General features: G+C 71.1%; 23 protein-coding genes and 3 pseudogenes. 18 read left to right on the top strand and 8 right to left on the bottom strand.

From position 1 onward, the window contains the following. Positions 1-176 precede the first annotated feature (176 nt). Positions 177-497 carry a hypothetical protein gene (locus ACTIGN_RS13300; protein ID WP_439624546.1) on the bottom strand — a complete coding sequence of 107 codons (321 nt, stop codon included), beginning with the start codon at positions 495-497 and terminating at the stop codon, positions 177-179. Between the two features lie 138 nt (positions 498-635). On the opposite strand from ACTIGN_RS13300, the gene ACTIGN_RS13305 reads away from it, so the two are divergent. Beyond that, on the top strand, positions 636-851 hold the full coding sequence (locus ACTIGN_RS13305; RefSeq protein ID WP_439624548.1) for a hypothetical protein: 216 nt from the start codon (positions 636-638) through the stop codon (positions 849-851). Positions 852-1183: 332 nt separating this feature from the next. On the opposite strand, the gene ACTIGN_RS13310 is transcribed toward ACTIGN_RS13305, so the two are convergent. Next, a complete protein-coding gene (locus tag ACTIGN_RS13310; protein WP_439624550.1) occupies positions 1184-1606 on the bottom strand; it encodes a DUF2721 domain-containing protein in 423 nt (140 codons plus the stop codon). 455 nt (positions 1607-2061) lie between these two features. Here ACTIGN_RS13310 and ACTIGN_RS13315 point away from each other — a divergent pair, with 455 nt between their 5' ends. From ACTIGN_RS13315 to ACTIGN_RS13330, 4 genes are all read left to right on the top strand, one after another. Further along, the gene (locus tag ACTIGN_RS13315; protein WP_439624552.1) at positions 2062-5142 is read left to right on the top strand and encodes a PSD1 and planctomycete cytochrome C domain-containing protein; all 3081 of its coding nucleotides are present in this window, start codon (positions 2062-2064) and stop codon (positions 5140-5142) included. 38 nt (positions 5143-5180) lie between these two features. Further along, positions 5181-6575 (top strand): DUF1501 domain-containing protein, encoded by a 1395-nt coding sequence (locus tag ACTIGN_RS13320; protein ID WP_439624554.1) that lies wholly within the window; start codon positions 5181-5183, stop codon positions 6573-6575. Positions 6576-7237: 662 nt separating this feature from the next. Next, the gene (locus tag ACTIGN_RS13325; RefSeq protein WP_439624556.1) at positions 7238-7774 is read left to right on the top strand and encodes a hypothetical protein; all 537 of its coding nucleotides are present in this window, start codon (positions 7238-7240) and stop codon (positions 7772-7774) included. Between the two features lie 136 nt (positions 7775-7910). Beyond that, positions 7911-8336 (top strand): DUF3592 domain-containing protein, encoded by a 426-nt coding sequence (locus ACTIGN_RS13330; RefSeq protein ID WP_439624558.1) that lies wholly within the window; start codon positions 7911-7913, stop codon positions 8334-8336. A gap of 9 nt (positions 8337-8345) precedes the next feature. Here ACTIGN_RS13330 and ACTIGN_RS13335 read toward each other — a convergent pair whose 3' ends face one another. Together ACTIGN_RS13335 and ACTIGN_RS13340 are read right to left on the bottom strand one after the other, a co-directional pair. Further along, the gene (locus tag ACTIGN_RS13335; protein ID WP_439624560.1) at positions 8346-8495 is read right to left on the bottom strand and encodes a 3-alpha domain-containing protein; all 150 of its coding nucleotides are present in this window, start codon (positions 8493-8495) and stop codon (positions 8346-8348) included. Next, positions 8471-8986, bottom strand: coding sequence for an MOSC domain-containing protein (locus ACTIGN_RS13340; protein ID WP_439624562.1), 516 nt, complete (start codon positions 8984-8986; stop codon positions 8471-8473). The genes ACTIGN_RS13335 and ACTIGN_RS13340 overlap by 25 nt, the downstream gene beginning before the upstream one ends. Positions 8987-9003: 17 nt before the next feature. On the opposite strand from ACTIGN_RS13340, the gene ACTIGN_RS13345 reads away from it, so the two are divergent. Then, positions 9004-9150, top strand: coding sequence for a hypothetical protein (locus ACTIGN_RS13345; protein ID WP_439624564.1), 147 nt, complete (start codon positions 9004-9006; stop codon positions 9148-9150). Between the two features lie 31 nt (positions 9151-9181). On the opposite strand, the gene ACTIGN_RS13350 is transcribed toward ACTIGN_RS13345, so the two are convergent. After that, positions 9182-10078 carry an AraC family transcriptional regulator N-terminal domain-containing protein gene (locus ACTIGN_RS13350; RefSeq protein WP_439624566.1) on the bottom strand — a complete coding sequence of 299 codons (897 nt, stop codon included), beginning with the start codon at positions 10076-10078 and terminating at the stop codon, positions 9182-9184. 343 nt (positions 10079-10421) lie between these two features. Here ACTIGN_RS13350 and ACTIGN_RS13355 point away from each other — a divergent pair, with 343 nt between their 5' ends. The 8 genes and pseudogenes from ACTIGN_RS13355 to ACTIGN_RS13390 all read left to right on the top strand — a co-directional run bounded on the left by ACTIGN_RS13355 (position 10422) and on the right by ACTIGN_RS13390 (position 18299). Next, a complete protein-coding gene (locus ACTIGN_RS13355; protein ID WP_439624568.1) occupies positions 10422-11387 on the top strand; it encodes an alpha/beta hydrolase in 966 nt (321 codons plus the stop codon). Between the two features lie 191 nt (positions 11388-11578). Continuing rightward, on the top strand, positions 11579-11902 hold the full coding sequence (locus ACTIGN_RS13360; RefSeq protein WP_439624570.1) for a cyclophilin-like fold protein: 324 nt from the start codon (positions 11579-11581) through the stop codon (positions 11900-11902). Positions 11903-12122: 220 nt separating this feature from the next. Next, the gene (locus tag ACTIGN_RS13365; protein WP_439624572.1) at positions 12123-12518 is read left to right on the top strand and encodes a (R)-mandelonitrile lyase; all 396 of its coding nucleotides are present in this window, start codon (positions 12123-12125) and stop codon (positions 12516-12518) included. Positions 12519-12620: 102 nt separating this feature from the next. Then, a complete protein-coding gene (locus ACTIGN_RS13370) occupies positions 12621-13391 on the top strand; it encodes an SDR family oxidoreductase (protein ID WP_439624574.1) in 771 nt (256 codons plus the stop codon). A gap of 106 nt (positions 13392-13497) precedes the next feature. After that, positions 13498-14558, top strand: a pseudogene (locus tag ACTIGN_RS13375) (NAD(P)-dependent alcohol dehydrogenase). Between the two features lie 204 nt (positions 14559-14762). Next, complete coding sequence (locus ACTIGN_RS13380) at positions 14763-15752, top strand: aldo/keto reductase (RefSeq protein ID WP_439624576.1); 990 nt, start codon at positions 14763-14765, stop codon at positions 15750-15752. 327 nt (positions 15753-16079) lie between these two features. Continuing rightward, positions 16080-16460, top strand: coding sequence for a hypothetical protein (locus ACTIGN_RS13385; protein WP_439624578.1), 381 nt, complete (start codon positions 16080-16082; stop codon positions 16458-16460). A gap of 81 nt (positions 16461-16541) precedes the next feature. After that, positions 16542-18299, top strand: coding sequence for a hypothetical protein (locus ACTIGN_RS13390; protein WP_439624580.1), 1758 nt, complete (start codon positions 16542-16544; stop codon positions 18297-18299). A 1200-nt stretch (positions 18300-19499) separates the two neighbouring features. Here ACTIGN_RS13390 and ACTIGN_RS13395 read toward each other — a convergent pair. Then, positions 19500-19907 carry a hypothetical protein gene (locus ACTIGN_RS13395; RefSeq protein WP_439624582.1) on the bottom strand — a complete coding sequence of 136 codons (408 nt, stop codon included), beginning with the start codon at positions 19905-19907 and terminating at the stop codon, positions 19500-19502. A gap of 342 nt (positions 19908-20249) precedes the next feature. Here ACTIGN_RS13395 and ACTIGN_RS13400 point away from each other — a divergent pair, with 342 nt between their 5' ends. Together ACTIGN_RS13400 and ACTIGN_RS13405 are read left to right on the top strand one after the other, a co-directional pair. Further along, positions 20250-20405, top strand: a complete 156-nt coding sequence (locus ACTIGN_RS13400; protein WP_439624584.1) for a hypothetical protein — start codon at positions 20250-20252, stop codon at positions 20403-20405. Between the two features lie 128 nt (positions 20406-20533). After that, positions 20534-20716 (top strand): hypothetical protein, encoded by a 183-nt coding sequence (locus ACTIGN_RS13405; protein ID WP_439624586.1) that lies wholly within the window; start codon positions 20534-20536, stop codon positions 20714-20716. 133 nt (positions 20717-20849) lie between these two features. On the opposite strand, the gene ACTIGN_RS13410 is transcribed toward ACTIGN_RS13405, so the two are convergent. Both ACTIGN_RS13410 and ACTIGN_RS13415 read right to left on the bottom strand, forming a co-directional pair. Continuing rightward, positions 20850-22013, bottom strand: a complete 1164-nt coding sequence (locus tag ACTIGN_RS13410) for a hypothetical protein (protein ID WP_439624588.1) — start codon at positions 22011-22013, stop codon at positions 20850-20852. 213 nt (positions 22014-22226) lie between these two features. After that, a pseudogene (locus ACTIGN_RS13415) lies at positions 22227-23010 on the bottom strand (IS5 family transposase). A gap of 77 nt (positions 23011-23087) precedes the next feature. On the opposite strand from ACTIGN_RS13415, the gene ACTIGN_RS13420 reads away from it, so the two are divergent. Further along, on the top strand, positions 23088-23507 hold the full coding sequence (locus ACTIGN_RS13420; RefSeq protein WP_439624589.1) for a hypothetical protein: 420 nt from the start codon (positions 23088-23090) through the stop codon (positions 23505-23507). A gap of 61 nt (positions 23508-23568) precedes the next feature. After that, positions 23569-23873: pseudogene (locus tag ACTIGN_RS13425) on the top strand (hypothetical protein); the annotation flags it as partial.

Below are 23873 nucleotides of genomic sequence, written 5' to 3' on the forward strand. Positions count from 1 at the left end.
GTGGGGGGGGCAGCCGCGGCCGGGGGGGCCGCCCCCGGCCCGGGGGGGGGGGGGGGCGCCCCCCCCCCCACCCGCCCGGAGGGGGAACGATCCGCACGGAGGTTCACGCGGTCGGTCGTCACCGTTCCGAGTGGAGCGACCGCGTTGGTATCGACGCGCGTGCGGCGGGCCGCACCTCAAGCGGAAGGGAGGGCACCGGCGACGGCGTCCATCAGGTCGTCCAGTCCCACGGCTGCGTCCGGGCCGCCGCTGGCCAACCACACCTCGTTGCGGCGCACCTCGATCTCCAGCGCCCTCCCGGCGGTGCCGGAGATGGTCTGCGCGCCCTTCGGCTGGTCGGTGAGGACGGTCATCAGCGCGTCGGCGGGGACGGTGACGGCCCCCAACTCGGTGCCGAGCTTCCGGTCGCGGATGACGACCCGGATGCCGCCGTCGGCCGCGGCCACTTCGACCAGCCGCTCGATTCCGGTGGACTGCGAAACACCGTCGATGGTCATGCCTGCTCCTTGGGGGGAGTGAGTGATCTAGCGGCCCCGGTCCGCGGGTACACCCCAGATTCGCGCTTCGTCGTCCGGCGCACCAATTGCTAGGTTGCTTCCTGCCGACTGAACCGCAACCCAGCACCGGAGCCCGTTATGCACCTGGATTTACCGCTCCACCCGGACGAGTTGGAGCCCCCCGTCACGGCCATTGACGAGGAAGAAGCTGATGACGAGGATGACGAGGCCGACGAGGATGACGAGGCCGATGACCTCGACGACGCGGACCTCGACGAAGACGAAGACGACGCGGACGATGACGAAGTCGACGCGGACGATGACGAAGACGACGAGGAGGAGGAGGACGAGTAACCGAAGTGCGAAATGACGATGAGTCGCCGGCCGCTGAGGCCGGAGGTGTACGCCGGTCGGGGGTGACGTGCCCGTCCCCCGACGAGGTGGTCCTCGAAGAGCGGCGGGCCACGGGCGAATGGGTCCGCAGCGGGACGGTGAGGTCCGGCGGCAAGGGCCGGGCGTACTACTTCCGACCCGGCCCCGAGACGTACCCGGTGCCCGAGTGCGAGCCGGTGCTGCTACTCCTAGAGAACGCCCGCTGGCTCGCCCCGAAACCGGAGTGGCTTCCTCCGGGCGGGAGAGCCGGCGCACGGTCGCGGGACGCGGCGGGCACGTCCCGCGGCCGCAATTTACGACTCGGCTCCGGCTTCCCTCTTCTTCCCCAGGTCCGTCAGGTGCAGGTCCAGCGCCCGCACCGAGATGCGGATCTCCTCGGCGGAAATGGCCAGCGACCCCATCATCAGGACCAGCGCCACGGAGAACACCACCTCGGCGACGCCCACGCGGCCGAGGAACAACAGGAACATCGTCCCGGTGCAGCAGAACAGGCTCAGCACCCCGACCAGTTGCATGTTGCGGACCAGCCGCAGCCGCCGCTTCAGGTTGTGGATCTGGTCGAGCAGCTTGCCCTCGTGCGAAGGTGAACGAGGACGTGGCCGGGAAGGTTGGGCACGCCAAGCGGTACGGTCGCGGTTTCCAGGACGACGCGGCGCTGGCCGCTCCCGGTGGCCCGGTCCCTGGGAGAAGCACAACCGCCCGTTCTGCTTCTCCACCAACGGCCGCCCCTACCTTCGCCAGCTCGGAACCAAGTCGGGCATCTGGTTCTGCGCCGTCCGCAAGCCGACCAACCTGTCGCGGGCGTCGGATGGGTGGTACATGCTGGTCGGGTTGGAGGCACCCCTCGCGTCGGACGCCGGGGCGGTTCAGAGCGAGCTCGCGGCCGAGCCCACCGACCACCTGCCGCTCCGGAACTACCAGTTGGCCGCCGTCCGGTCGGTGGAGGACGCGCTCGCCGCGGGCAGGCGGTCGATGCTGGTGGCGGTGGCGTCCGTCGCACGGACGGCGGCCCTCGCCGATCGCAAGCACGCGGTTGCATCGGGAACGCGACCTTCGGATTTGACCCGGAGACGCTCCCGCGCCACAATGAACCTCGCCTATATCGACGCGGCCCACACCCCCCGCCTGGCCGCATCCCGAACTGTAACCCACCTCCGGTTGGACCGCTGCGATGCCCGGACCACGAACCCGTTCCCTTCGGCTCCTCCCGGTCGTTGCCGTCGTCGCCTGGTCGCTCCCCACGACCCGCGCCGCGGAACCGACCCCCGAGGCGGTCGCCCACTTCGAGAAGGAGGTGCGTCCGCTCCTGGTGGAGAAGTGCCAGAGGTGTCACGGCGCGAAGAAGCAGGAGGCCGGGTTGCGCCTCGATTCGCGGGCGGCCGTGCTCAAGGGCGGGGAGAACGGGCCGGCCGTCGTCCCGGGGAAGGCCGACAAGGGAACGCTGCTCCCGGCGATTCGCCACACCGGCGACGTGAAGATGCCGCAGTCGGGCAAGCTCCCCGACGCCCGGATCGCCGCGGTGGCGAAGTGGGTGACCGACGGCGCGGCGTGGCCCGAGGAGAAGGCGACCGCGGCCCGCCCCGCGGGCACAACCGAGGCGGACCGCAACCACTGGGCGTTCCGCCCGGTCGCCGACCCGCCCCCGCCCGCCGTACGCGACGCGGCGTGGCCGCTCACCGACGTGGACCGCTTCATCCTGGCCCGCCTCGAGGCCGCCGGGATCAAGCCCGCCGCAGCGGCCGACAAGCGGACGCTCCTCCGCCGCGCCACCTTCGACCTGACGGGCCTGCCGCCGACGCCCGAGGAGATCCGCGCCTTCCTCGCCGACGAGACGCCCGGGGCGTTCGAGCGGGTGGTCGAGCGGTTGCTCGCGTCGAAGCACTACGGCGAGCGGTGGGGCCGGCACTGGCTCGACGTGGCCCGGTACGCCGACACGGCCGGCGACGGGGCCGACTACCCGGTCCGCGAGGCCTACAAGTACCGCAACTGGGTGATCGACGCCTTCAACGCCGACGTGCCGTACGACCAGTTCCTCCGCGAGCAGATCGCGGGCGACCTCATCGCGCGGGACGGCCCGCCCGAAAAGTACGCGAGTCGCGTGACCGCCACGGGCTTCCTCGCGGTCGGCAAGCGGTACGGGTACGCGCCGAACCCCGACTTCCAGCACCTCGACTTTGCCGACGTGATCGAGTCCACCGGCCGGTCGCTCTTGGGGCTCTCGATCGGGTGCGCCCGGTGCCACGACCACAAGTACGAGCCCCTGACCGTGGCCGACTACTACGGCCTCTACGGCATCCTCCAGAGCACGAAGTGGTCGTTCCCCGGCGGCGAGGAGCACAAGCGGCCGGCGAACCTGGTCCCGCTCGTGGCGCCCGAGGAGGCCGCCCGGCGCGACAAGGCCAAGGCCGACGAGTTGGCGAAGTTCGACGCCGAGATCGGGCGACTCAAGGCCGAGCGGGGCACCCTCGACGGCAAGGCCGTCGGCGGCGGGGCGGATCTGGGGTTCGAGGGCCAGGCCCTCGGCAAGGCACCTGGGAAGCCGTGGCTCTCCGAGGGAACGAACACCGTCTCGGCGGACGCGCAGAGCCCGCTCGCCCACCTCCACCCGGCCGGCACCCGCGGGGTCCGCCTCGACAGCGGGAAGCCCACGGACGGCGTGCGGTACGTCCTCGACACCCCGCTGAAGGCGACGCCGAACGCGAGGATGCACTTCGCGATCGACTTCCGCACCGTTGCCCCGACCGACAAGACGGGCGCGTACCGGTTCTACGTCGGCCGCGGGGTGATCGCGTCGCTCGCGGTCGAGTGCAGCGTCACGGCCACGGAGTTCGCCGTCAGGAGCGGCGCGAAGTGGGAGGTGGTCCGCAAGCTCGAACCGGGGACGTGGTACACGCTGCAACTCGCCATCGACCCGGGCAAGAAGACGTACTCCGGCGTGGTCGGCAAGCCGGGCGACCTCACGGCGTTCGCGGACAAGGGCGTCGGCCCGGCCTGGGACGGCGTGATCGACACGTTCATCTGCGACGCCATCGGGCACGTCGCGGGGGCCGCCCCCGCGCGCGACCTCGACAACGTCGCACTGCAAGCCGCCCTGCTGCCCGCGCCGGGCGGCGAGCCCGTGAAGCCGGTCGCCGCACCGGCGGACCTGAAGGAGCGGCTCGCCAAGATCGACGCCGCACTGGCGGAAGCAACGAAGCTCCGCGCAGCGGCGGCCTCGGCCGAGCCGTACCCGATGGCGTACGGCGTGAGCGAGGGAGTGCCCGGCAACGCCCGGGTGCAGTTGCGGGGGGAACCCGAGCGCCCCGGGCCGGAGGTGCCGCGGCGGTTCGTCGGGATCCTCGGCGGCGACCCGCTCCCCAGGGACGCCAAGGGCAGCGGCCGGCTCGAACTCGCCGACTGGGTCACCCGGCCGACGAACCCGCTGACCGCCCGCGTGTTCGTGAACCGCGTCTGGCAGGGGCACTTCGGCCGCGGGCTGGTCGCCACGTCGAGCGACTTCGGGACGCGCGGGGAGTTGCCGACGCACCCCGAGTTGCTCGACGCGCTCGCGACCCGGTTCGTGAAGTCGGGCTGGTCGGTGAAGGAACTGCACCGGCTGATCCTGAGGTCGCGCGTGTATCAACTGGCCGGTGCCGACGACCCCTCGGCCGCGAAGGCCGACCCGGAGAATAAGTTGTTGAGCCGGTTCCCCCGCCGCGGCCTCGACGCCGAGTCGATCCGCGACGCGATGCTGGCCGCGAGCGGCCGGCTGAACCGCGACACGCCCGCCGGGCACCCGTTCCCGGACGTGAACACCTGGGGGTTCACGATCCACGCGCCGTTCCACGCCGTGTACGACTCCGACCACCGCAGCGTCTACCTGATGGTGCAGCGGAACCGGCGGCACCCGTTCCTGGCACTGTTCGACGCCGCCGACCCGAACCTGAGCGTCGGCGAGCGGCTCCCCACCACGACCCCGACGCAGGCGCTGTACCTGATGAACGCGCCGTTCGTGCACACGCAAGCCGAGGCGTTCGCTCGCCGGTTGCTCGCCGCGCCGGGCGACGACGCGGCCCGCATCCGGTTGGCCTTCGAGACGACGCACGGCCGCGTCCCGGACGATGCCGCCGTGGCCGACGCCCTGGCGTTCCTGAAGGCTTACCGTGCGAAGGCCGCCGAGCGCGGGCTGAAGCCGGACCAGCAAGCGGTCGCCGCGTGGTCGGCACTCGGGCGCGTGCTGCTGACCGCGAATGCGTTCCTGTTTGTGGATTGAACCTTCGCCACGAGCTGCGAATAATGAGGTTTTGAACCATGCGTTCTTCTCGCCGTGAGTTCCTGCACCGAGCCTCGGGCGGGTTCGGGGCCGTCGCGCTCGCCGGCCTGCTGGCCGAGGCGCAGGCCGCCGAAGCGAACCCGGCCGACCCGCTGGCCGCACGGAAGGGTCACTTCCCCGCGAAGGCCGATCGCGTCATCTTCATCTTCTCGACCGGCGGCGTGTCGCACGTCGATACGTTCGACCACAAGCCGAAGCTCATCGCCGACCACGGCAAGTCGGTGACCGCGTCCCGGTGGCTGAACAAGCCCGGGAAGTTCGAACGATTCCTGATCAAGCCCCGGTGGGCGTTCAAGCCGTACGGCAAGAGCGGGCTGATGGTCAGCGACCTGTTCCCGAGCCTCGGCGGCGTGATCGACGACGTGTGCCTGCTGAACGCGATGCACTGCGACAGCGACGGGCACGACAAGGCCACGCTCGCCGCCCACGCCGGCAGCCCGCAGTTCGCCCGGCCGAGCATCGGGGCGTGGGCCAGCTACGGCCTCGGGACGGTGAACAAGAACCTGCCGTCGTTCATGGTGCTCGCCCCGGCCGCCCCGTACGCGGGTGCCCAGACGTGGGGCAGCGACTTCCTCCCGGGGTGCCACCAGGGCACCCACGTCGTGCCCGGGAAGGATCCGCTGCCGAACGTGCTGCCCCGCGTGCCCGGCCCCGAGCTCCAGCAAATGGAACTGGAACTGCTCGGGAAGCTCAACCGCAAGCACCTCGACGAGCGGGCCGCCGACCGGGCGCTGGACGCGCGAATCCGGTCGTTCGAGACGGCGTTCGGGATGCAGCGCGAGGCTCCGGAGGCGTTCGACCTGACGAAGGAGACCGACGAGACGCTCAAACTCTACGGGGTGGATCGCGGGGCCACAACCGGCTTCGGCTGGCAGTGCCTCGTCGCCCGCCGGTTGGCCGAGCGCGGGGTGCGGTTCCTCGAACTCATCGACGTGGGGTCGAGCAACAACTGGGACTCGCACGGGAACATGGCCGACCACGAGCGGCTGGCGAAGGCCATCGACCGGCCGATCGCCGGGCTGCTGGCCGACCTCAAGCGGCGCGGGATGCTCGACCGCACGCTCGTCGTCTGGACGACGGAGTTCGGGCGGACGCCGTTCCACCAGCAGGCCGGGCACGCGGGCCGCGAGCACCACAACCTGTGCTTCACGTCGTGGCTCGCCGGCGGCGGGGCGAAGGGCGGCGTCGCCCACGGGACGTCGGACGAGTACGGCATCCTGGCGGCCGAGGGCAAGGTCCACACGCACGACCTGCACGCCACGATCCTGCACCTGCTGGGTATCGACCACGAGCGGCTGACGTACCGCCACGCCGGCCGCGACTACCGCCTGACCGACGTCGCCGGCGAGGTGGTGAAGCCGATCCTGGCCTGAGGTGCACCGCACCCGACCGGGTGGTCGGAGCCGCCACGAGGGCGGGGGGCGGTGTCGTGCCGTGCTGGAACCGAAGGATCACGTCGTCGATGGGGTTCGGTGTTCCGTGTGGGACGGCAACCCGTGTACGCGACGTACCTCGGGCATCTGCCGGACCACCCTTCGGTCGGCAACGGCCACCTCGTGGTGCACGACTCCGGCGGGCCGTGGGCCTGACGTGGGCGCTGGACCACCCGGATCGGGTCAGGAGCCCGCCCGACCCTGATCAACTGCGGCGTGCTGGAGGGGCACAGGTGGCGCGGGTCCGCCCGGATCGGGCGGACCCCGGTCCCCGGCGAATTGTCGCAACTCACCGCCACGAAGTGGGGGACGCGGGTCGCGCTCACCCGGATGAATCCGGAGCCGCTTCCGCAGAGGTTCCTCGACCGCGGCCGCCGAGGCGGCGAGGATGGTGCGGCGGGCGGTGCGGGACTTCGCGTCGGAACGAACGCTGTCGTGCGTGGTCGTCTCCTGTTGGTTCGAGTTGCAGTTCGCAACTGAGCCAGGGTGCCGGCATCTTGGTTGCATATTGCAACCTTACCGGTGGGGTTTCCCGCCCGCGGGTCGGAGAGGGCATAAAACCATGAATCGCGAGCGTTCGCAGATCAACGACGAGGAAAGCCATGGTTCCCGACGCCCCGCACCACCACTACTTCCGGACCAAGGAAGGGCGCTGGCGGGGGAAGATCCGGTTCGAGGTGACCGACCCGCGCGGGCTCCGGGCGAGCGCGCTCGCCCTGGCGGACAAGTGGTCCTTGAGATCGTTGGCCCTGGCGTCCCGCCTGTCGGCGCTGGTCCTCACCACCACCGTGGATTACGCCAGCCGCGGGCACCTCAACGAGGTGCTGCACACGACCCGGGTGACGAACCTGTGGGCGCCCGTCTACCGGAGCGCGGAGACGGTCTTCCTGGCCGACGACGGGCACAGCTTCCGGGTCGAGGGGCGGGAGGCCTTCTTCCCCTTCCTCCGGCCGCACTCCTGGGTCGCCGAGGGCGCGGTCGCACCGGACCGCGACGGCGCCGCGTACCGAATCCCGTGCTTCGGTACGACGATGGAACAGGAGACCCGCGCGACCCCCGCGGGGCTGGAGATCGCGCAGCGAACCCCGTTCTCACGGGCGACCGTTCTGCTGACGCGGCAGCGCCCGCCGCGGGCCTGACCTGCGAACGGGACGGTGGACCGCCTCGCGGATCAAAACAGCGGTCGCTACCGACGACCTGACGGCCCGTGTTCGCTGTCGGGCGGCCGGGGCAGTTTTCTCCCACACCGACCTCGGCCACAATCGCGGAGGCGTCGTGATCGACCACCGGCTGGGGTTCGGGCTGTTCTTCCTGAGCGGCGGCCTGCTCGCCATCGCCGGCGGGGCGGAGCGGCGGCGGCAGAAGCGGGCGCTGGTCCGTCGGGCCGTCCGGGTCACGGCCCGCGTCGTGTCCGTCCGCACCGAGTCCACGAACGACGCGGGCGGCGTCGACTTCCACTACCCGACCCTGGAGTTCCGCGTCGCGGGGAAAGTCGCCCGCGCCGATGCCGTGGTCGGCCGGCTCGACGGGGGCGAAGTGAGCTCGGGCAAGGAGGTGACGGCGTACTACGACCCGCTCGACCCGGGCCGCGTCGTGCTCGCGCCGGGCGACTGGCCGGGGGGCGGTTGCGCGACGATCCTCGGGCTCGCCGTGGCCGGGACCGGCGGCGCGTTGTTGTGGGCGTGGCTGGCCGGGAGGTGAGGGTCCGGGCTATCGCAGCCGTTCCCCGAAGTAGTCCTTCCAGTGCTGTGGCAGCACCGGCGACCGGAGCGCGCGGCGGAGCAGGTCCCGGTTCCGCGCCTCCACCGTGAACAGACGGATCACGTCGGCGACGGTCAGGTCGCCCTCCGACCGCCGCACCAGTTCGATGGCGTCGCCCGCCCCGATTTCGCCCTCGGTCGCCACCGAGCCACCGAGAAGTAGAACCCGGTCCGCCCGGTCCGGAGCATCCGCCGGAGCACGTCCGTTCGCCCGAACTTGATCCCGAGTTTGTAACACGGCATCCGCGGCTGGGTGACGACGAACTCGGCCGTCCCGATCCGGTACCGGTCGCCGATCCGCACGCCCTCCGTCAGCCCCTCGGTGGCCAGGTTCTCGCCGAACGCCGCGCCCGACAGGTCCGCGTCGGGCAACTCCCGCTGCCACATCGCGCGGTGCTCGGACGGGTAGGCGTAGACCGCCTTCCCCGGCCCGCCGTGGACCGTCAGGTCGGACTGCTGGTCGCCCTCGATCTTGAGCGTCGTGACCCGCAGCCGGCGATCGGTCGGGGCCTTGAAGATGGAGGTGAGCACGGCCTCACCCCTCCACGCGACCTCCCGCGGCCCGCCGACGCTCAGTGACACGACCTTCATGCGATCGCATTTCCGGGGTGCCGTTCTTCGTCATCAACGGCACGGTCGCCCTGTCCGGCGCGCAGCCGCCGGAGATGTTCCGGGCGGCGATCGAGCAGGCGGTGGCCGCCGGTGCGGGCGACGCGTGTGAGGTCGATCCGGCGTTCGGTGGGCGGAAGTGCTGAGGGATCGCGAGCGGCCGGAACAATCGTCCGTTTACCTCGTCGCGTGCGCCCCGGCCTTCAGCGCGGCGACGTCCCGCCGCGGCGAGGCTCCGAACATCCGCAGGTACTCGCGACCGAACTGGGACGGGCTCTCGTACCCGACCCGGAACGCCGCCTCGCCCGCATCCAGTCCCTCCGCAAGCATCAACCGCCGGGCCTCCTGGAGCTTCAGCCGCTTCTGGTACTGGAGCGGGCTCAGGGCCGTCACGCTCTTGAAGTGGAGGTGAAGCGCGGACGGGCTCATCCCGACCTGCTGCGCCAGCGCCTCGACCCGTAGCGGCTCGGCGAAGTGGTCCCGCAGCCACCGGATGGCCCGTGCGATCCGCTGGGCCGGGGCACCGGCGGAGGCGATTTGCCGGAGCCGCGCCCCCTCCGGGCCGGTGAGCAGCCGGAAGGTGATCTCCCGGAGCACGAGCGGGGCGAGTGCCGGAATCTCGTGAGGGGCGTCGAGCAGGCCCAGAAGGCGGCCGACCGCGTCGAGGAGCGGCGACTCGAGGTTGATGACCCCGATGCCCCGGGTCGGTGGCCCGGGCGGGTGCGCCGTACCGTCGGCGAGCAACTCACCCACCACGGCCGGGTCGACCGGGACGCGGACGGCCAGGCACGGGCGGTCCGGGGTGGCGTCGGCCACGTGAGTGAGGGCGGGCATGTCGACCGAGACGAGGAGCGACTGGGCCGGGTCGTAGCGGTACACCTGGCCCCCGACGACCACCTCCTTCGCCCCTTGCATCACGACGCACAGGGACGGCACGTACACGACGGCGTGTTCCTCCGAGGGCGTGGAGGATCGGTACAGCCACAGGCCCGGCACGGCCGTCTCGTAATCGCCGTCGGCCCCGGTGTGCCGCTCGACGGCTGCGGCAAGCGTCGTCAGATCTTTCCTCGCCACGTCGGCACTCCCGCTCGTTTCTCTCCCCACTCCAGTTTACCCGCCCCACACGCGTGGGGGCACCGACTCCGGTGAAGTCGCGGAGGATCAGGCTAAAGTCCGGGGGGATCAGGATACCGCTTCAACGAAGCCGGCGCTTACGATTCGTTTGTCGACCAACCGCCCCGATCCCTGAGACGGTCGGGGCGATCGGACCACCACACTCCTTGAAAGGTGCGAGATGAAGACCGCAACGAAGCTCGCCATTCCGCTGGGCGTCGCCGCGGCGCTGTGGGCCTGTGCGGTGCCGCTCACGGACGCAACTGCCGCCCCGCCGGCATGACCTCCAAAAGGAGCCCCCGAGGTGACGACCGGAGCGGACAACTTCTACACGAGCGACACGGTGACCGTGCAGAAGGTCACGTTCAAGAACCAGTACCGGATGACCGTCGCCGGGAACCTGTTCCGGCCCAGGGGCGCGAATCGGGACGCCAAGCTCCCCGCGGTCGTGGTCGGGCACCCGATGGGCGCGGTCAAGGAGCAGGGCGCGGACCTGTACGCCACGAAGATGGCCGAGCACGGGTTCGCCGCCCTGTCCGTCGACCTGTCCTTCTGGGGCGAGAGCGAGGGCCAGCCGCGGAACGCCGTCGCCCCGGAGGTGTACGCCGAGACCTTCAGCGCCGCGGTGGACTACCTGGGCACGCGGCCGTTCGTCGACCGCAAGCGGATCGGCGCCATCGGCATCTGCGGGAGCGGGAGCTTCGTGATCAGCGCGGCCAAGATCGACCCGCGCATCCGGGCGGTCGCGACGGTCAGCATGTACGACATGGGGGCCGCCAGCCGGCACGCGCTCAACAAGTCTCTGACCCTCGAGCAGCGGAAGCAGATCATCGCGGAGGCGGCCGAGCAGCGGTACGCCGAGTTCGAGGGCGGGAAGACCAAGTACACCAGTGGGACCGTACACGAACTGACCGCGGACACGCACCCGATCCAGCGCGAGTTCTTCGACTTCTACCGCACCCCGCGGGGCGAGTTCACCCCGAAGGGCTCGTCGCCGGAGCTGACCACGCACCCGACGCTGTCGAGCAACGTGAAGTTCATGAACTTCTACCCGTTCAACGACATCGAGACGATCTCCCCGCGGCCGCTCTTGTTCGTCACCGGCGACCGGGCGCACTCGAAGGAGTTCAGCGAGGACGCGTACCAGCGGGCCGCCGAGCCCAAGGAACTGCTGCTGGTCAAGGGGGCGGGCCACGTCGACCTGTACGACCGGGTGACCCTGATCCCCTTCGACAAGCTGGCGGCCTTTTTCACCGACCGCCTGAAGTGAGACAGCGAGAGGACGGAAGAGTCATGGCGAAATCACGAGGTGCCGCTCCCTTCGCGGCGGGCATTCTGATCGGGCTGACCTCCTGCGAGACGAGTCAGCCCATTTGGAGCGCCGCCGCCTCCACGTCTCCCGCGGCCCTCGTGCAGCCGGGCAATCAACCCGTGGGCGAGAAAATGAAAGTGACAATCGGAATGAACACGTTTGCGGCCACGCTCGAGGACAACCCGGCCGCGGCCGAGCTGAAAGCCATGCTCCCGCTCACGCTGGACATGAGCGAGTTGAACGGCAACGAGAAGTTGTACCGCCTGCCGGCCCCACTCCCGACCGCCGCTGCGAACCCCGGGACGATCCGGGCCGGCGACCTCATGCTCTGGCAGGCCGGCACCCTGGTGCTCTTCTACGAGACGTTTCCGACGTCCTACAGCTACAAGCGGCTCGGGCGGGTCGACGACCCGGCGGGCCTCGCCGCCGCAGTCGGCACGGGACGTGCGACCGTGAAGTTTGAGTTGGAATGACAGACGGGATTCACCGGGGAAACGAGGTCGTCTTCCGACGGCTGGAAGCGAGGTCAGGATTATGGGCAGTTGTGTGAGGGGGCCGGAGCCGGCCGATGTCAATCCGGCACGCTTGCCCCGCCGTGCGTTTTTGAGGTCCGTCGGGGCGGCCGCCATCACCCTTCCGGTGTCTGCCTGCTCCCGGGCGGACGTGCCCCGGGCCAAACACGAGGAGTCGCACATGGAAATCACGCGAGCGGGGTCGCAGCCGTCCGCCAAGGGGCCGGCCGACTGGTTCACCGGCACGGTCCGCATCGACCCGCTGTTCTCGGTTCGTGACCCGGCCCGGGCGGCGGGGGCCAGTGTCACGTTCGAGCCGGGGGCGCGAACGGCGTGGCACACCCACCCGCTCGGGCAGACGCTCATCGTCGTCTCCGGCGTCGGTCGGGCGCAGCGACTGGGCGGCCCGGTCGAGGGGCTCCGGCCCGGCGACGTGGTGTGGTTCCCGCCGGGCGAGAAGCACTGGCACGGGGCGGCCCCGACCACGGCGATGACGCACATCGCCATCCAGGAGCAGCTCGACGGCAAGGTGGTCGAGTGGCTGGAGAAGGTCAGCGACGAGCAGTACGGTCAATGACCCGTCGCATCGCCGCTGGCCGAGGTCGCCGGACGCGGCCGGCGCGAATCGGGCGAACGTTCACGCGCGCCGCGAGACGGCGAGCAAGCACAGGAGCAGGCGATGAGCGAGACGAGGGGCTTCGCGGGGAAGGTGGCGTTCGTGACGGGGGCCGCGAACGGCATCGGTCGCGCGGCGGCGCTGGCGTTCGCCTGCGAGGGTGCGAGCGTGGTAGCGGCCGACGTGTCCGAGGAGGGCACCCGGGAGACGGTCCGCCTGATCGAAGGGCAAGGCGGGCGCGCACTCGCCGTTCGGTGCGACGTGACGCGGGCCGGGGACGTGAGGGCGGCTCTCGCGGAGACGGTCGAGGCGTTCGGGCGACTGGACTTCGCGTTCAACAACGCCGGCATCGAGCCCAAGAGGCCCGCCCCGACCGCGGACTACGACGAGGCGGAATGGGACCGGATCATCGACGTCGACCTCCGCGGCGTGTTCCTGTGCATGAAGCACGAGATCCCGCTGATCCTCGAGCAAGGAGGCGGGGCGATCGTGAACACGTCGTCCGGGGCCGGGGTGATCGGCATCAAGGGCAGCCCCGCGTACACCGCCGCCAAGCACGGGGTGATTGGCCTGACCCGTGCGGCGGCCCTCGACTACGCGGCGCGGAACCTCCGAATCAACGCCGTCTGCCCCGGGTACATCGACACGCCGATGATGGGCCGCTTCACCGGGGGCACGGACGAGGGGCGGGCGAAGGTGATCGCGGAGGAGCCGGTCGGGCGGATGGGCACGCCCGAGGAGGTCGCCGCGGCCGTCGTCTTCCTGTGCTCGGACGCGGCCGCCTTCATGGTCGGCCACGCGATGGTCGTTGACGGCGGCCAGACGATCCAGTGACAGCGGGGTTCGCCGCGAGTCCGCCGACTCGCGGCGGGGGAGAAGGTCGCGCCGCAGATTGGGCGGAAAGGGCTTACCGGTCCGACACCACCAGGAGCACCAACGAATGTATACCGCCAGAGCTTACGCCTGCACCAGCCCGACCGCCGCCCTCGCCGGGACCACCGTCCCCCGCCGGGACGTGACCGCCCGGGACGTGCGGATCGAGATCCTGTTCTGTGGCATCTGCCACTCCGACCTCCACACGGCTCGCGACGAGTGGCACAGCGTGATGCCGACCGCCTACCCGTGCGTGCCGGGCCACGAGATCGTCGGCCGGGTGACCGCGGCCGGCGCGGGCGTCACCAGGTTCAAGGCCGGCGACGTGGTCGGGGTCGGCTGTCTGGTCGGGTCCGACCACACCTGCCCGAACTGCCGGAGCGGGCTGGAGCAGTTCTGCCCCAACGCCACCTTCACCTACAACTCGCCCGACAAACACGGGACGGCCCCGGTCACCTACGGCGGGTACTCGGACTCGGTCGTGGTCGAGGAGGACATGGTCCTCCGCATCCCCGCCAACCTCGACCTCGCCGGGGCGGCCCCGCTGCTGTGCGCGGGCATCACCACCTACTCGCCGCTGAGGCGCAACGGCGTCGGCCCGGGGAAGAGGGTCGGGGTCGTCGGCCTCGGCGGGCTGGGCCACATGGGGGTCAAGCTCGCGCACGCCTGGGGGCGCACGTGGCCGTGTTCACCACGTCGCCGGGCAAGGCCGAGGACGCCAGGCGCCTCGGGGCCGACGAGGTCGTCGTCTCGAAGAACGCGGACGAGATGAAGCGGCACGCCGGCACGTTCGACATGATCCTCGACTGCGTGTCGGCCGAGCACGACGTCAACGCCTACCTGAACCTCGTCCGCGTCGGCGGCAACCTGACCCTGGTCGGTGCCCCGGAGAAGCCGCTGCCGGTGTCGGCGTTCGCCCTGTTCATGGGGAACAAGACGCTCGGCGGGTCGATGATCGGCGGGATCGCTCAGACCCAGGAGATGCTCGACTTCTGCGGCGCGCACAACATCACCTCCGACGTCGAGGTGATCCCCATCCAGATGGTGAACGAGGCGTACGAGCGGATGCTCCGGGGCGACGTGAAGTACCGCTTCTCGATCGACATGGCGTCGCTCAAGACGGAATGAAGGAGCACGACACGGCGAGCGGACCGCACGTGATCTGCCACCTGATGGCGCCGACCGACGGCCGGACAAGGGCCCCGGCGGTGTTCGACGGGCTCGCGGGTCAGGCACTGTTCCCGCTCCGGCTCAAGTCGGTCGAGCGGCGGGGCGAAACCCTTTGGATCCGGTACGACGCGGCTCGCCCGTTAACTTCTCAGGAGGGACGAGATGCAAACGCGTAAGCTCGGGAACAGCGGCCTCGAGGTGTCGGCCCTCGGACTTGGGTGCATGGGCCTGAGCTTCGGCCTCGGCCCGGCGGTCGAGAAGCAGGCCGGGGTCGCCCTCATCCGGGCGGCCGTCGACCTGGGGGTGACGTTCTTCGACACCGCCGAGGTGTACGGCCCGTTCACGAACGAGGAACTCGTCGGCGAGGCGCTCGCCCCCGTCCGCGACCGGGTGGTGATCGCCACCAAGTTCGGGTTCAGCTACAAGGACGGGAAGCAACAGCCCGGCGTCCTGAACAGCCGGCCGGAGCGCATCCGCGAGATGGTGGAAGCATCGCTCGAGCGGCTCCGCACCGACCGGATCGATCTTCTCTACCAGCACCGGGTGGACCCGGACGTGCCGATCGAGGACGTGGCCGGGGCCGTCAAGGAGCTGATCCAACAGGGCAAGGTCAAGCACTTCGGCCTGTCCGAAGCGGGCGTCGAGGTCATCCGCCGCGCGCACGCGGTTCAGCCGGTGGCGGCGCTGCAGAGCGAGTACTCGTTGTGGTGGCGGGAGCCGGAAGCGGAGATCCTGCCGGCGCTCGAAGAGCTGGGGATCGGGTTCGTCCCGTTCAGCCCGCTGGGCAAGGGGTTCCTGACCGGCATGATCGACGAGGGCACGGCCTTCGATCCGACCGACTTCCGCAACACCGTCCCGCGGTTCTCGGCCGAGAACCGGAAGGCGAACCGGGCGCTGGTGGACGTGATCGCGGGCGTCGCTTCGCGGAAGGGGGTGACCAACGCTCAGCTCGCACTGGCGTGGGTACTCGCGCAGAAGCCGTGGATCGTGCCGATCCCCGGGACGACGAAGCGGCACCGACTGGAGGAGAACCTCGGGGCCGCCGTCCAGCTATCCGCCGACGACCTCGGGGAGATCGGGGCCGCAGCAGCGGGAGCCAGCGTGCAAGGCGAGCGGTACTCCGAGGCCGCCCAGAAGATGATCAACCGGTAACCGGCGTCATTCCCCGCCGCGCGGCCGCCGATGCTCACGCCGGCCCGGCCCGCGCCACCTCGACCGGCCCGGCGAGTTGCTCACCGCGATCGCCGCCCGGCCGGTGGTCCGGACCGCAACCGGACGCGAGCCAAGCCGGATAAGTGGACTGGCACCGGCGGCCCGCCGTCCCGGCGTACGAAACCAGGAAGGCCTCTGCCTTGGTAGTGGCCGAGTTCGGCCTACGCGATCGGCCCGCGCGGGTGCGGCGGTATAATAAGTGCATCGATACCTTTCCGTCGTCCGGGGGACACGGCGGGGCGGCCGACACCAAAAGAGGACGGTCCGATGCTGCGACTTGTCATGTGCGCCCTGCTCGCGATGACCTTCGGGGGAACGGCCGGAGCGGGCGAACTGGACCGCGAGTCCGGACCGGCCCGGGTCAGTGTGCTGAACGGTACGCCGGCCCCGGCCCTCGTAGCCGGGGCCGAGATGGACAACGAGTCCCCGAGCCAGTCCCACTATTGGCGCGGCGGGTGGGGCGGTTACTACTCGTTCCGCGCCCCCACGGGTTGGGGCTGGGGCGGGTACCCGGGCTACTGGGGTTGGGGCTACCCCGGCCTCGCCGCGTACCGGGGCTGGTACGGCGGGTTCTACCCCGCGTACCCCGCATACGCCTCGTGGGGGTGGGGCGGCTGGGGCTGGCGCGGCTGGTACGGCGGGTGGTAGGTCGCCCGGTCGGGCCGATGACTTCCGACCCGGTGGGCGTCTCCCACCGGGTCCCACTTCTCACCTCTCTGAGCCCTCACCATGCGCCACCTCCTCCTCTCGGGCTTGCTCGTCGCGGCCGTCGCGCCGTTCCGACCAGTCGCTTCACAGCCGCCGCTGCCGCAACTGCCGCCGCCGCAACCGCAGCAGCCGCAGTTGCAGTCGGCCGCCGCACGGGTCCTGAACCCGGACGACGCGCGCCGCCGACTCGGGCTCCTGCCGAGCTACGCCGCCGTGCCGGGGATCAAGGGCGTCAAGGTCGCGGTCCTCGACTCCGGGTTCGACGGGGTGGACGGGAAGCGGCCGTACCTGCCCGCCACCGCGGTCGTGATCGAGCACTACGGCGCGGACTTCGTCAACAAGTTCGGCCTGGGCGACCCGGGGTTCACCAAGCCCTTCAACCCCGGCGACGCGCACGGCCGGCTTCTGGCGCAGCTCGTCTGGGCGACGACCGGCGGCTCACCGGACGGCCCCCAGTTCTACCTGATGAACGCGAACGGGCCGACGATGTTCCGCCGGGCGGTCCGGATGGCGATCGAGTTGAAGGTGGACGTGGTCCTCTTTGGCGGGACGTTCGAGGGGGCGGGGAACTACGACGGGCGGGGGCCGATCAACGCCGCCGTGGACGAAGCCGTTGCGGCCGGCGTCATCTGGGTGAACGCCGCGGGGAACACGGGCGGGGCCGTGTACAACGGCCCGGTGGACGTTGGCCCGGACGGCTTCCTCCGGTTCGGGGCGGCCGGGGCGACGGCGCTGCGGTTCCGCAACCGGTTGGACGAGAACTCGGCCACGGTCCTGCTCACCTGGAACGACTACCGCGACGCCGAGGACGCGGGCACGGACAAGGACCTGGACCTCGTCGTCGAGGACTCGCGGGGGCGGGTCGTAGGCGAGAGCAAGCTCGTGCAGGTGGGGGCCGGGAGGGCGGCCGCCGGGGGGGAGACGAAGAACCCGCGCGAGCGGCTCTCCCTGACCGGCCTGGCGGCGACCGGGGCCGGCGAGGAGTACCGGGTCCGCGTCCGCGCGAACACCCCGAACTTCGGCCCGCGGGACCGCCTCCGGCTCCTGCTCACCGCCGGCCGGCCGCCGGTGCCCGACCCGGTCACCGGCCGGTCGGTCCCGTCGGTCGAGTTCGTGGACGCCCCGCGGGGCAGTGAGGTCTACCCGCCGGCGGACCACGCGGGCGTGCTGACGGTCGGCGACGAGGCACCAACGTCAGCGGTCGGCCCGACGGCGGACGGGCGGGTGAAGCCGGACGTGGTCGTCCCGGACTCGTCGGTGCGGTTCAGTAACGGCGAGGAGACCGCGGGCGCGTCGAACGTGGCGGCGTACTTCGCCGGGGTCGTGGCGGTCCTCCGGGCGAGCGAGCCGGCGCTGACCGTGGCGCACGTCCGCGAGTGGGTCCGGGTGCTCGACCGCGAGCCGGCGGGGGCGCGCGTCGGTGCCGTGCCCGCGGTCCCGGTCCGCGACTTCTTGCCGCCCCCGAGCCCGGTGGTCCCGGTGTGGCCGCTCAGTCCCAACGAGCTGCGGGCGCTACGGTACTCGGGGTACGCCCTCGACGAGAAGCTCCGCCGAAGTGACCCGAACCCGCACGTGATCGTCTCTGCCCCCGCCGGAACCTTTGTCGTCACACCCGGCGGACGCGTGGGTGGGGCCCCGGGGCCCTTGCCGCTGCCCCCGCTTGCCGCGGGCGTGGTGGGCACGCCGGCCCTGGCGGCTGGCCGCCCGGTACCTCTACACGCCGCGTGGCGGACCCCGTCCCCGCGTGAACTCGCCGACCTCGTTCGAGGCAACCGGTGACCGTCGGCGAAGCGGCCGCGCACCGCAAGGGGACTCGCGTCCCTCACGGGCGCCCGGTGAAACTTTCCATTGCCCGCAACCCGGATGGTAACCTCGACCCCGGACCGAAGCCGAGGTACGCACCGCCCGCGGTTGATCCGCCGCCGTCGCGCGGAACGCCGGGTGCCGCTCTCCGCCTTCCTAACCGCCCACGTGACGAGCGCAAGGACCAGGGCGAGCCACAGGGCCAACAGCCTCTATTGCGTCTTCGTGTCCACGGTCGGCACCTCTGGGGCGGGCGGGACGTTCTACGTGTCGTACGGGCCGTGAGCCGGCCGGAGGAGCCGTCGGGTAAAGACTCCCCGCCGAGTGTGAGCTTGGCCTGCACCACAGGAGCTGTTGCGTTGGATTCATCCCCTATCTCGGGCTGTTCAGCCACGTTCTTGAAACCTCACCCCATCTCGCTCGGGTCGAAGGGGACGTTCAGGCACCTCGCCACCGGTCATGCTGCAGCCGACCGCCCCAACGGCGTGCCGCGGTAAGATTTTGGAACGAAACTTGCTCGGCATTTGCCACACTGTCCTGACATGGATGTCTCCCCGCGGGGATGGGCAAATGGCTGAAGTTAAACAATCTGGCAAAGAATCAGTCGGCCGCAAATTGCTCGTGTGTCGAGCGTGCGGAAGGCTAAAATCGTGCAGCAGTTGCGATCTTTTGGCCTACACCCGCAGAGGTTGGCCCCGCTGCTGTGAGTCGGTGATGGGGTACTTCGTCGAGGCTGAGACCCCGCGGCCCGATGATGAGAAGTAGAGGAGCATTCGGGTCGGACCCCGCTCTTCCGTCCGGGGTGATTCCCGGCTAACACTGTTGGGGGACAGCGGGGTCTTCAATTGCCCCAACCGTCTTCATCGGTTCGCCCGTACTATGCGCGGCTACATCCCGCACACTCCGCAACGCAACGAGCGTGACATCGGGTAGTCCGTCTTAACTCTCAGCTGTGCCTTCGGCCGTTTCGCCCGGTGCTCTGCACCGGGGCGACGTCGCGTCGCCCGAGCAAATGGTCTGTCGTGCGTCCCGCGGAGGGCGGTTCCAGCACCGCACTCGTCCGGGGACCGGCGGTGCCGTGAGCCCTTCGCGGACCAGGTTCGCGGAGGGCCGCAGTCGGCACCCTTGTCCGGTGCCGGCCCGTCTTCGGCGTCGACTGGCTCGTGTTGTGGCCCCTTACCGCATCGTCGCGTACGCGTACACCGCCGTGAACGACAGGAACAGGACCGTGAGGCCGTGGTAGCCGGCCGCGAGCCACCGGGCGGTCAGGTGCGGCCTCACGTCGAACACCGCCTGGAGGGCCAGCCGCACGCCCCAGAACACCGCCCCGTACCCGCACACGCACCGGGCCAGCCGCGACCCCGCCGCCAGTTCGTCGGCGCACGCCAGGCTGGTCACGCCGAGGGCGACGATGCCGAGGACGACGTACCCGCCGTACGTCCAGTACATCTGCCGGTGCAGCACCGGGAGCGAGGCCAAGTCGCGTTTCCAGTTCAGCCGCAGCGGCACCAGGGCCGACGCCACCAGCACGCACAACTGCCCGGCCCCGGCGAGGCGGATCGCGTCGGCAAGCGAGACGTCCATCTTACTTCCCCCTTCAGGCGGCCCCGATCGCGTCGAGGAACGGCAGGACCACGCCGATGACGAACGGCGGGTGGAACAGGCCGAACGCCGGGCCGACGGAACGTGCCGAAGTGGAGCAGGAACACCAGGCCCGCCATCCCGACCCAGCCGCGGAGTAGGGGGCGGTCCGGCGGGACGAGCGGCACGGCCCCCCACACGAGGGCGACGCCGAGGGCGAACTTGCCGGCGGCGAGCACCCACTCGCCGCGTGTCGGCCGTCGAGAACGGGGCAGGGACCACGGGTCGAGGAACGCCCCCGCGTCCAGCCCCGGCCACGCCAACAGGTACGCGGCGTGACGCCGCGTGGGCGTTCCCGGTGCGGGCGTCGCCCGCCACGTCAACCACTTGCACGCTGCGAAGATCGACGCGGCGAGCACCCACATCACGAGCCACGGCGGCCAGTCGGTCGGCGGCATGGTTCACCCCGGAGGTGGAACCGCGGACGACCGCGGCGAATAACTGCCGGTGGGTCGACGCACCGCCGAAGACGAGTCTGCCGCGGCAGCGGATCGGCCGGTGGTTCCGCCAGCCCGGCATGGAAAGTGCCTCGGGTTGAGTGGGCCGAGTCCGCAACCGAGGAGCGACCGATGAGCACGCTGGGCCGAGCAATCGAGGGGGTGGCCGACGCCGTGGCCGCGGCCGGGGAGTACGTGGCCGCTCAACTCCGTCCGACGCCGCCCCCGCCGCCGCGGCCCCTGACGCCGTCCGCGCGGAAGGCGGTACGGAAGGTGGCCATCGCCATGCGGGTGAAGGGCAAGAAGCGGTGGTGAGGTGAGCCGCCGTGGGCGGAACGGACCGACCCCGCCGGCCGACCGGCGGGGTCGTTGCACTTACCGCGACGTGATTGCAGTGGTGGGGTTCCGCCCGGCACGCGCACGACGCCCCTTTCACCCCACCGCACCGTCACGCTGCCCGCTGCTCGCCGCGGGCCAGCCACCCCTGGATGCGGGCCAACTCGCCCGCCCACTTGGGCGACAGCCGCACCGCCAGGAACTGGGCGTACAGCAGGTCCACCGTCTCGACCAACTCCCGCACCTGGCTCGCCCGCTCGTCCAGCTTGGCCCGGGCCTCGGTCACCTCATCGGGCAGGGGCGGCAGCTTCGCGGACCCGACCGCCAGCGTCTCGGCGTGCAGGGTCAGGTCGTACTGCTCGCCGTGGCGCACCAGGGTCAGCCCCATCTTCCGGGGCAGCTTCCCGGCCTGCACCGCCCGCCGGGCCTCGGGCAGCCGGGTCGGCCCCTCGCTGGCGAGCGTGCCGCTGCCGGTCACCCCGCGGGGGCAGTCCAGCGACAGGGTCCGGGCCGGCATCAGCGTCGCCTCGCTGCCGTCGCTGAGTGCCACCGTGTCCGTGCCCAGGTCACTGAGGAACCACAGCCACAGCAGGTACTCGTTGCCCAGGAAGTCGGCCGCCCCGCCGCCCGTCACCCACGCCACCTCGCCGCCGCTGCCCGGCACGAACGATGAGACGTCGTCCTCGGGGGCGGCCAGCTTCAGTGTGGTTGCCGTCCGCTCGGCCTGGCGGCCGGCGGTGAGTAACTCCAGGGGGCGGTCGAAGGTCCGCTTGAACAGATCCGTGAACTGATCCACCTGTGCCGTCGACGTGGCCCCGAAGAGGACCTCGTTGGCGGCCCGGTCCCAGAGCACCGGGGTGCACTTCCGCCGCCGGAACCGCCCGTCCTTCGCTTCGGCCTTGAGCCGGTCGTGGGCCGACGCCTTGGCCTCCCGCTTCTGCTTGGCCGACGCGAACCCACTCTTGTTGTCCTTGGAGAGGGCGGCCAGGTCGGCCTCGTAGTACGCCTTGAGCAGGTCGCCGGGGAGCCGGTCCGTGTCGACCCGGAACTCGAAGTGCAGGGCGTCGTTGATCACGTTCTTGGCCAGGTCGAAGGCCGTGTCGAGGACGGACGTGCCGCCCGACCACCCGGCCTCGATCCCGTCCGCCGTTTCCAGCGTCTGCCGCCCGGCGACGTGGTCCCGGAGTTGGTCCAGGTGCTCGTCGCCGAACATGGGGGGCGCGTCCCCGCCGACCGCGAACCGGAGGAACGTGACCCGCCCGTTGAAGAACCCCATGTCCGTGACCCCCTGTACACCGATAACCAACTGCCACCATCGTTGGTCGGCACGCGGCGACGCGGGGCCACAGAGCGTCGGACCGCATTGCTGGTGGACGGGCGTCTCGCGCCCCACTCGTCCGCACCGTCCGCCCCGGCGGCATAATCGTGCCGCACGACGGTGACGCGGGCTCCCTCCCGAGCACTGCCCCGGGCTAGGGAGCACGGACATTCAGAAGTCCTGGTTTATCAGGGCGGCGAGCCAGACGAAGCCGGCGAAGTTGACGGGTTTCTTCTCGTACCTCGTGGCCACGCGGCGGTACCGCTTGAGCCCGCCGAAGAACCGCTCGATGACGTTCCGGTTCCTGTACCGGCTCCGGCTGTACCGCGTCTTCCGCTTCCGGGTCGGGTTCGGCCGGATGCACGCTCTCGCCCTCAGTCGCCGGACCCGGGTGCGGATCGCCGCGCTATCGTACGCGGCATCGGCCAGCACGTGGCCGACGGTGCCGGGCGTCAGCCCGGCCAGCAGGGGCTCGGCCTGAGGGGCGTCCCCGCACTGGCCCGCCGTCACCACGAGCCGGACCAACTGGCCCCGGCGATCCACCAGCGCGTGGAGCTTGGTCGTCAGCCCCCCGCGACTCCGCCCGAGGCACCGCCGCTCGTCCGCGTCCTCTTTTTTCCCGGGGCAACCGCCGCCCCGTCGAGGCCACCGGGTGCGCCTTGATGGTCGTGGAGTCGAGCTGGACCTCCTCCAGGTCGGGTGCGCCGAGGGCGACCGCGATCCGCCCCCACACGCCGGCCGCACACCACCGGTCGAACCGCTTCCAGACGGTGTCGGGCTCGCCGAACCGGGCGGGCAGGTCCTCCCAGGGGATGCCGGTCCCGAGGACGTAGAGGACCGCGTCCACGAACAGGCGGTTGTCCGTGGCCGTGCGGCCAGGGTCACCGGCCTTGCCGGGGAGCAGGTGCTGGATCTTGTCCCACTGTGGGTCGGTGAGTTCGTGGCGGCGCCGCATGTGAAGTTCCTCCGTGAGCGACATCGTGTGTCACGCACGAACGGAAAAGATGCCAGCCTGAATGTCCGTGCTCCCTCGTGCCCGCGGTTCCCGTGTTCGCGTCGAAGCCGCTGGCCCGGGCCGGCGGCGTGCGGGTCGGGCGGGCCGCGGCGCACCTGGTGGTGGCCGAGGGGCCTTGGGCGGTGTTCCTGCCGGTCGCGGTCGGGGCCCGGTACCCGGACGTCGCGAGCGTGGTGCCGCGGCACGCGGCGACCACCGTGGCCCTCGACCCGGCGGACGCCGCCGCGCTGCGCGCCGCGCTCCCGGGCCTGCCCGGGGCGGCCGACGAGCACCGCCCGGTGACCCTCGACGCCGGCGCGACCGTTGCGGTCCGCAGCCGGGACGCGGGCACCGGCGCGGTCCGCGCGGTGGTGCTGCCGCGCTCGGCGGCCGCGGGGCCGCCGGTGCGGGTGGCCCTGGACCGGCGGCTCCTGGCCCGGGCGCTGACGCTCCAGTGACGCGTGCTGAAGTTCGGCCCGGCCCCGCTGGTCGTGGCCGAGGGGGACGGGGGTCACCGTGGTGGTCGCGGCCCTCAACCCAGACCTGGCCGTGCCGCCCGCGGACACGATCACCGCGACCGTGACCACCGAGAGGATCGCGACGATGAAGACGACCGATGTGCCCGGTCCGGTGCCCCCGCGGAGCGACCCGGCGCACCCGCTGGCCGCCGCGGAGGAGCTCCGCGACGCGCTGGCCGACACGGCCGCGAAGGCCGCCCGGCTGGTGGCCGCGCTCCGGGCCGGGCGGAGGGAGAAGAAGGTGCTGGCGGGCGTGTACGCCGGCCTCAAGCAACTGAACCTGGGCGCCCCGGACGGGAAGCCGTG

Source organism: Gemmata sp., assembly GCF_051859125.1.
Classification (GTDB): Bacteria; Planctomycetota; Planctomycetia; order Gemmatales; family Gemmataceae; genus Gemmata.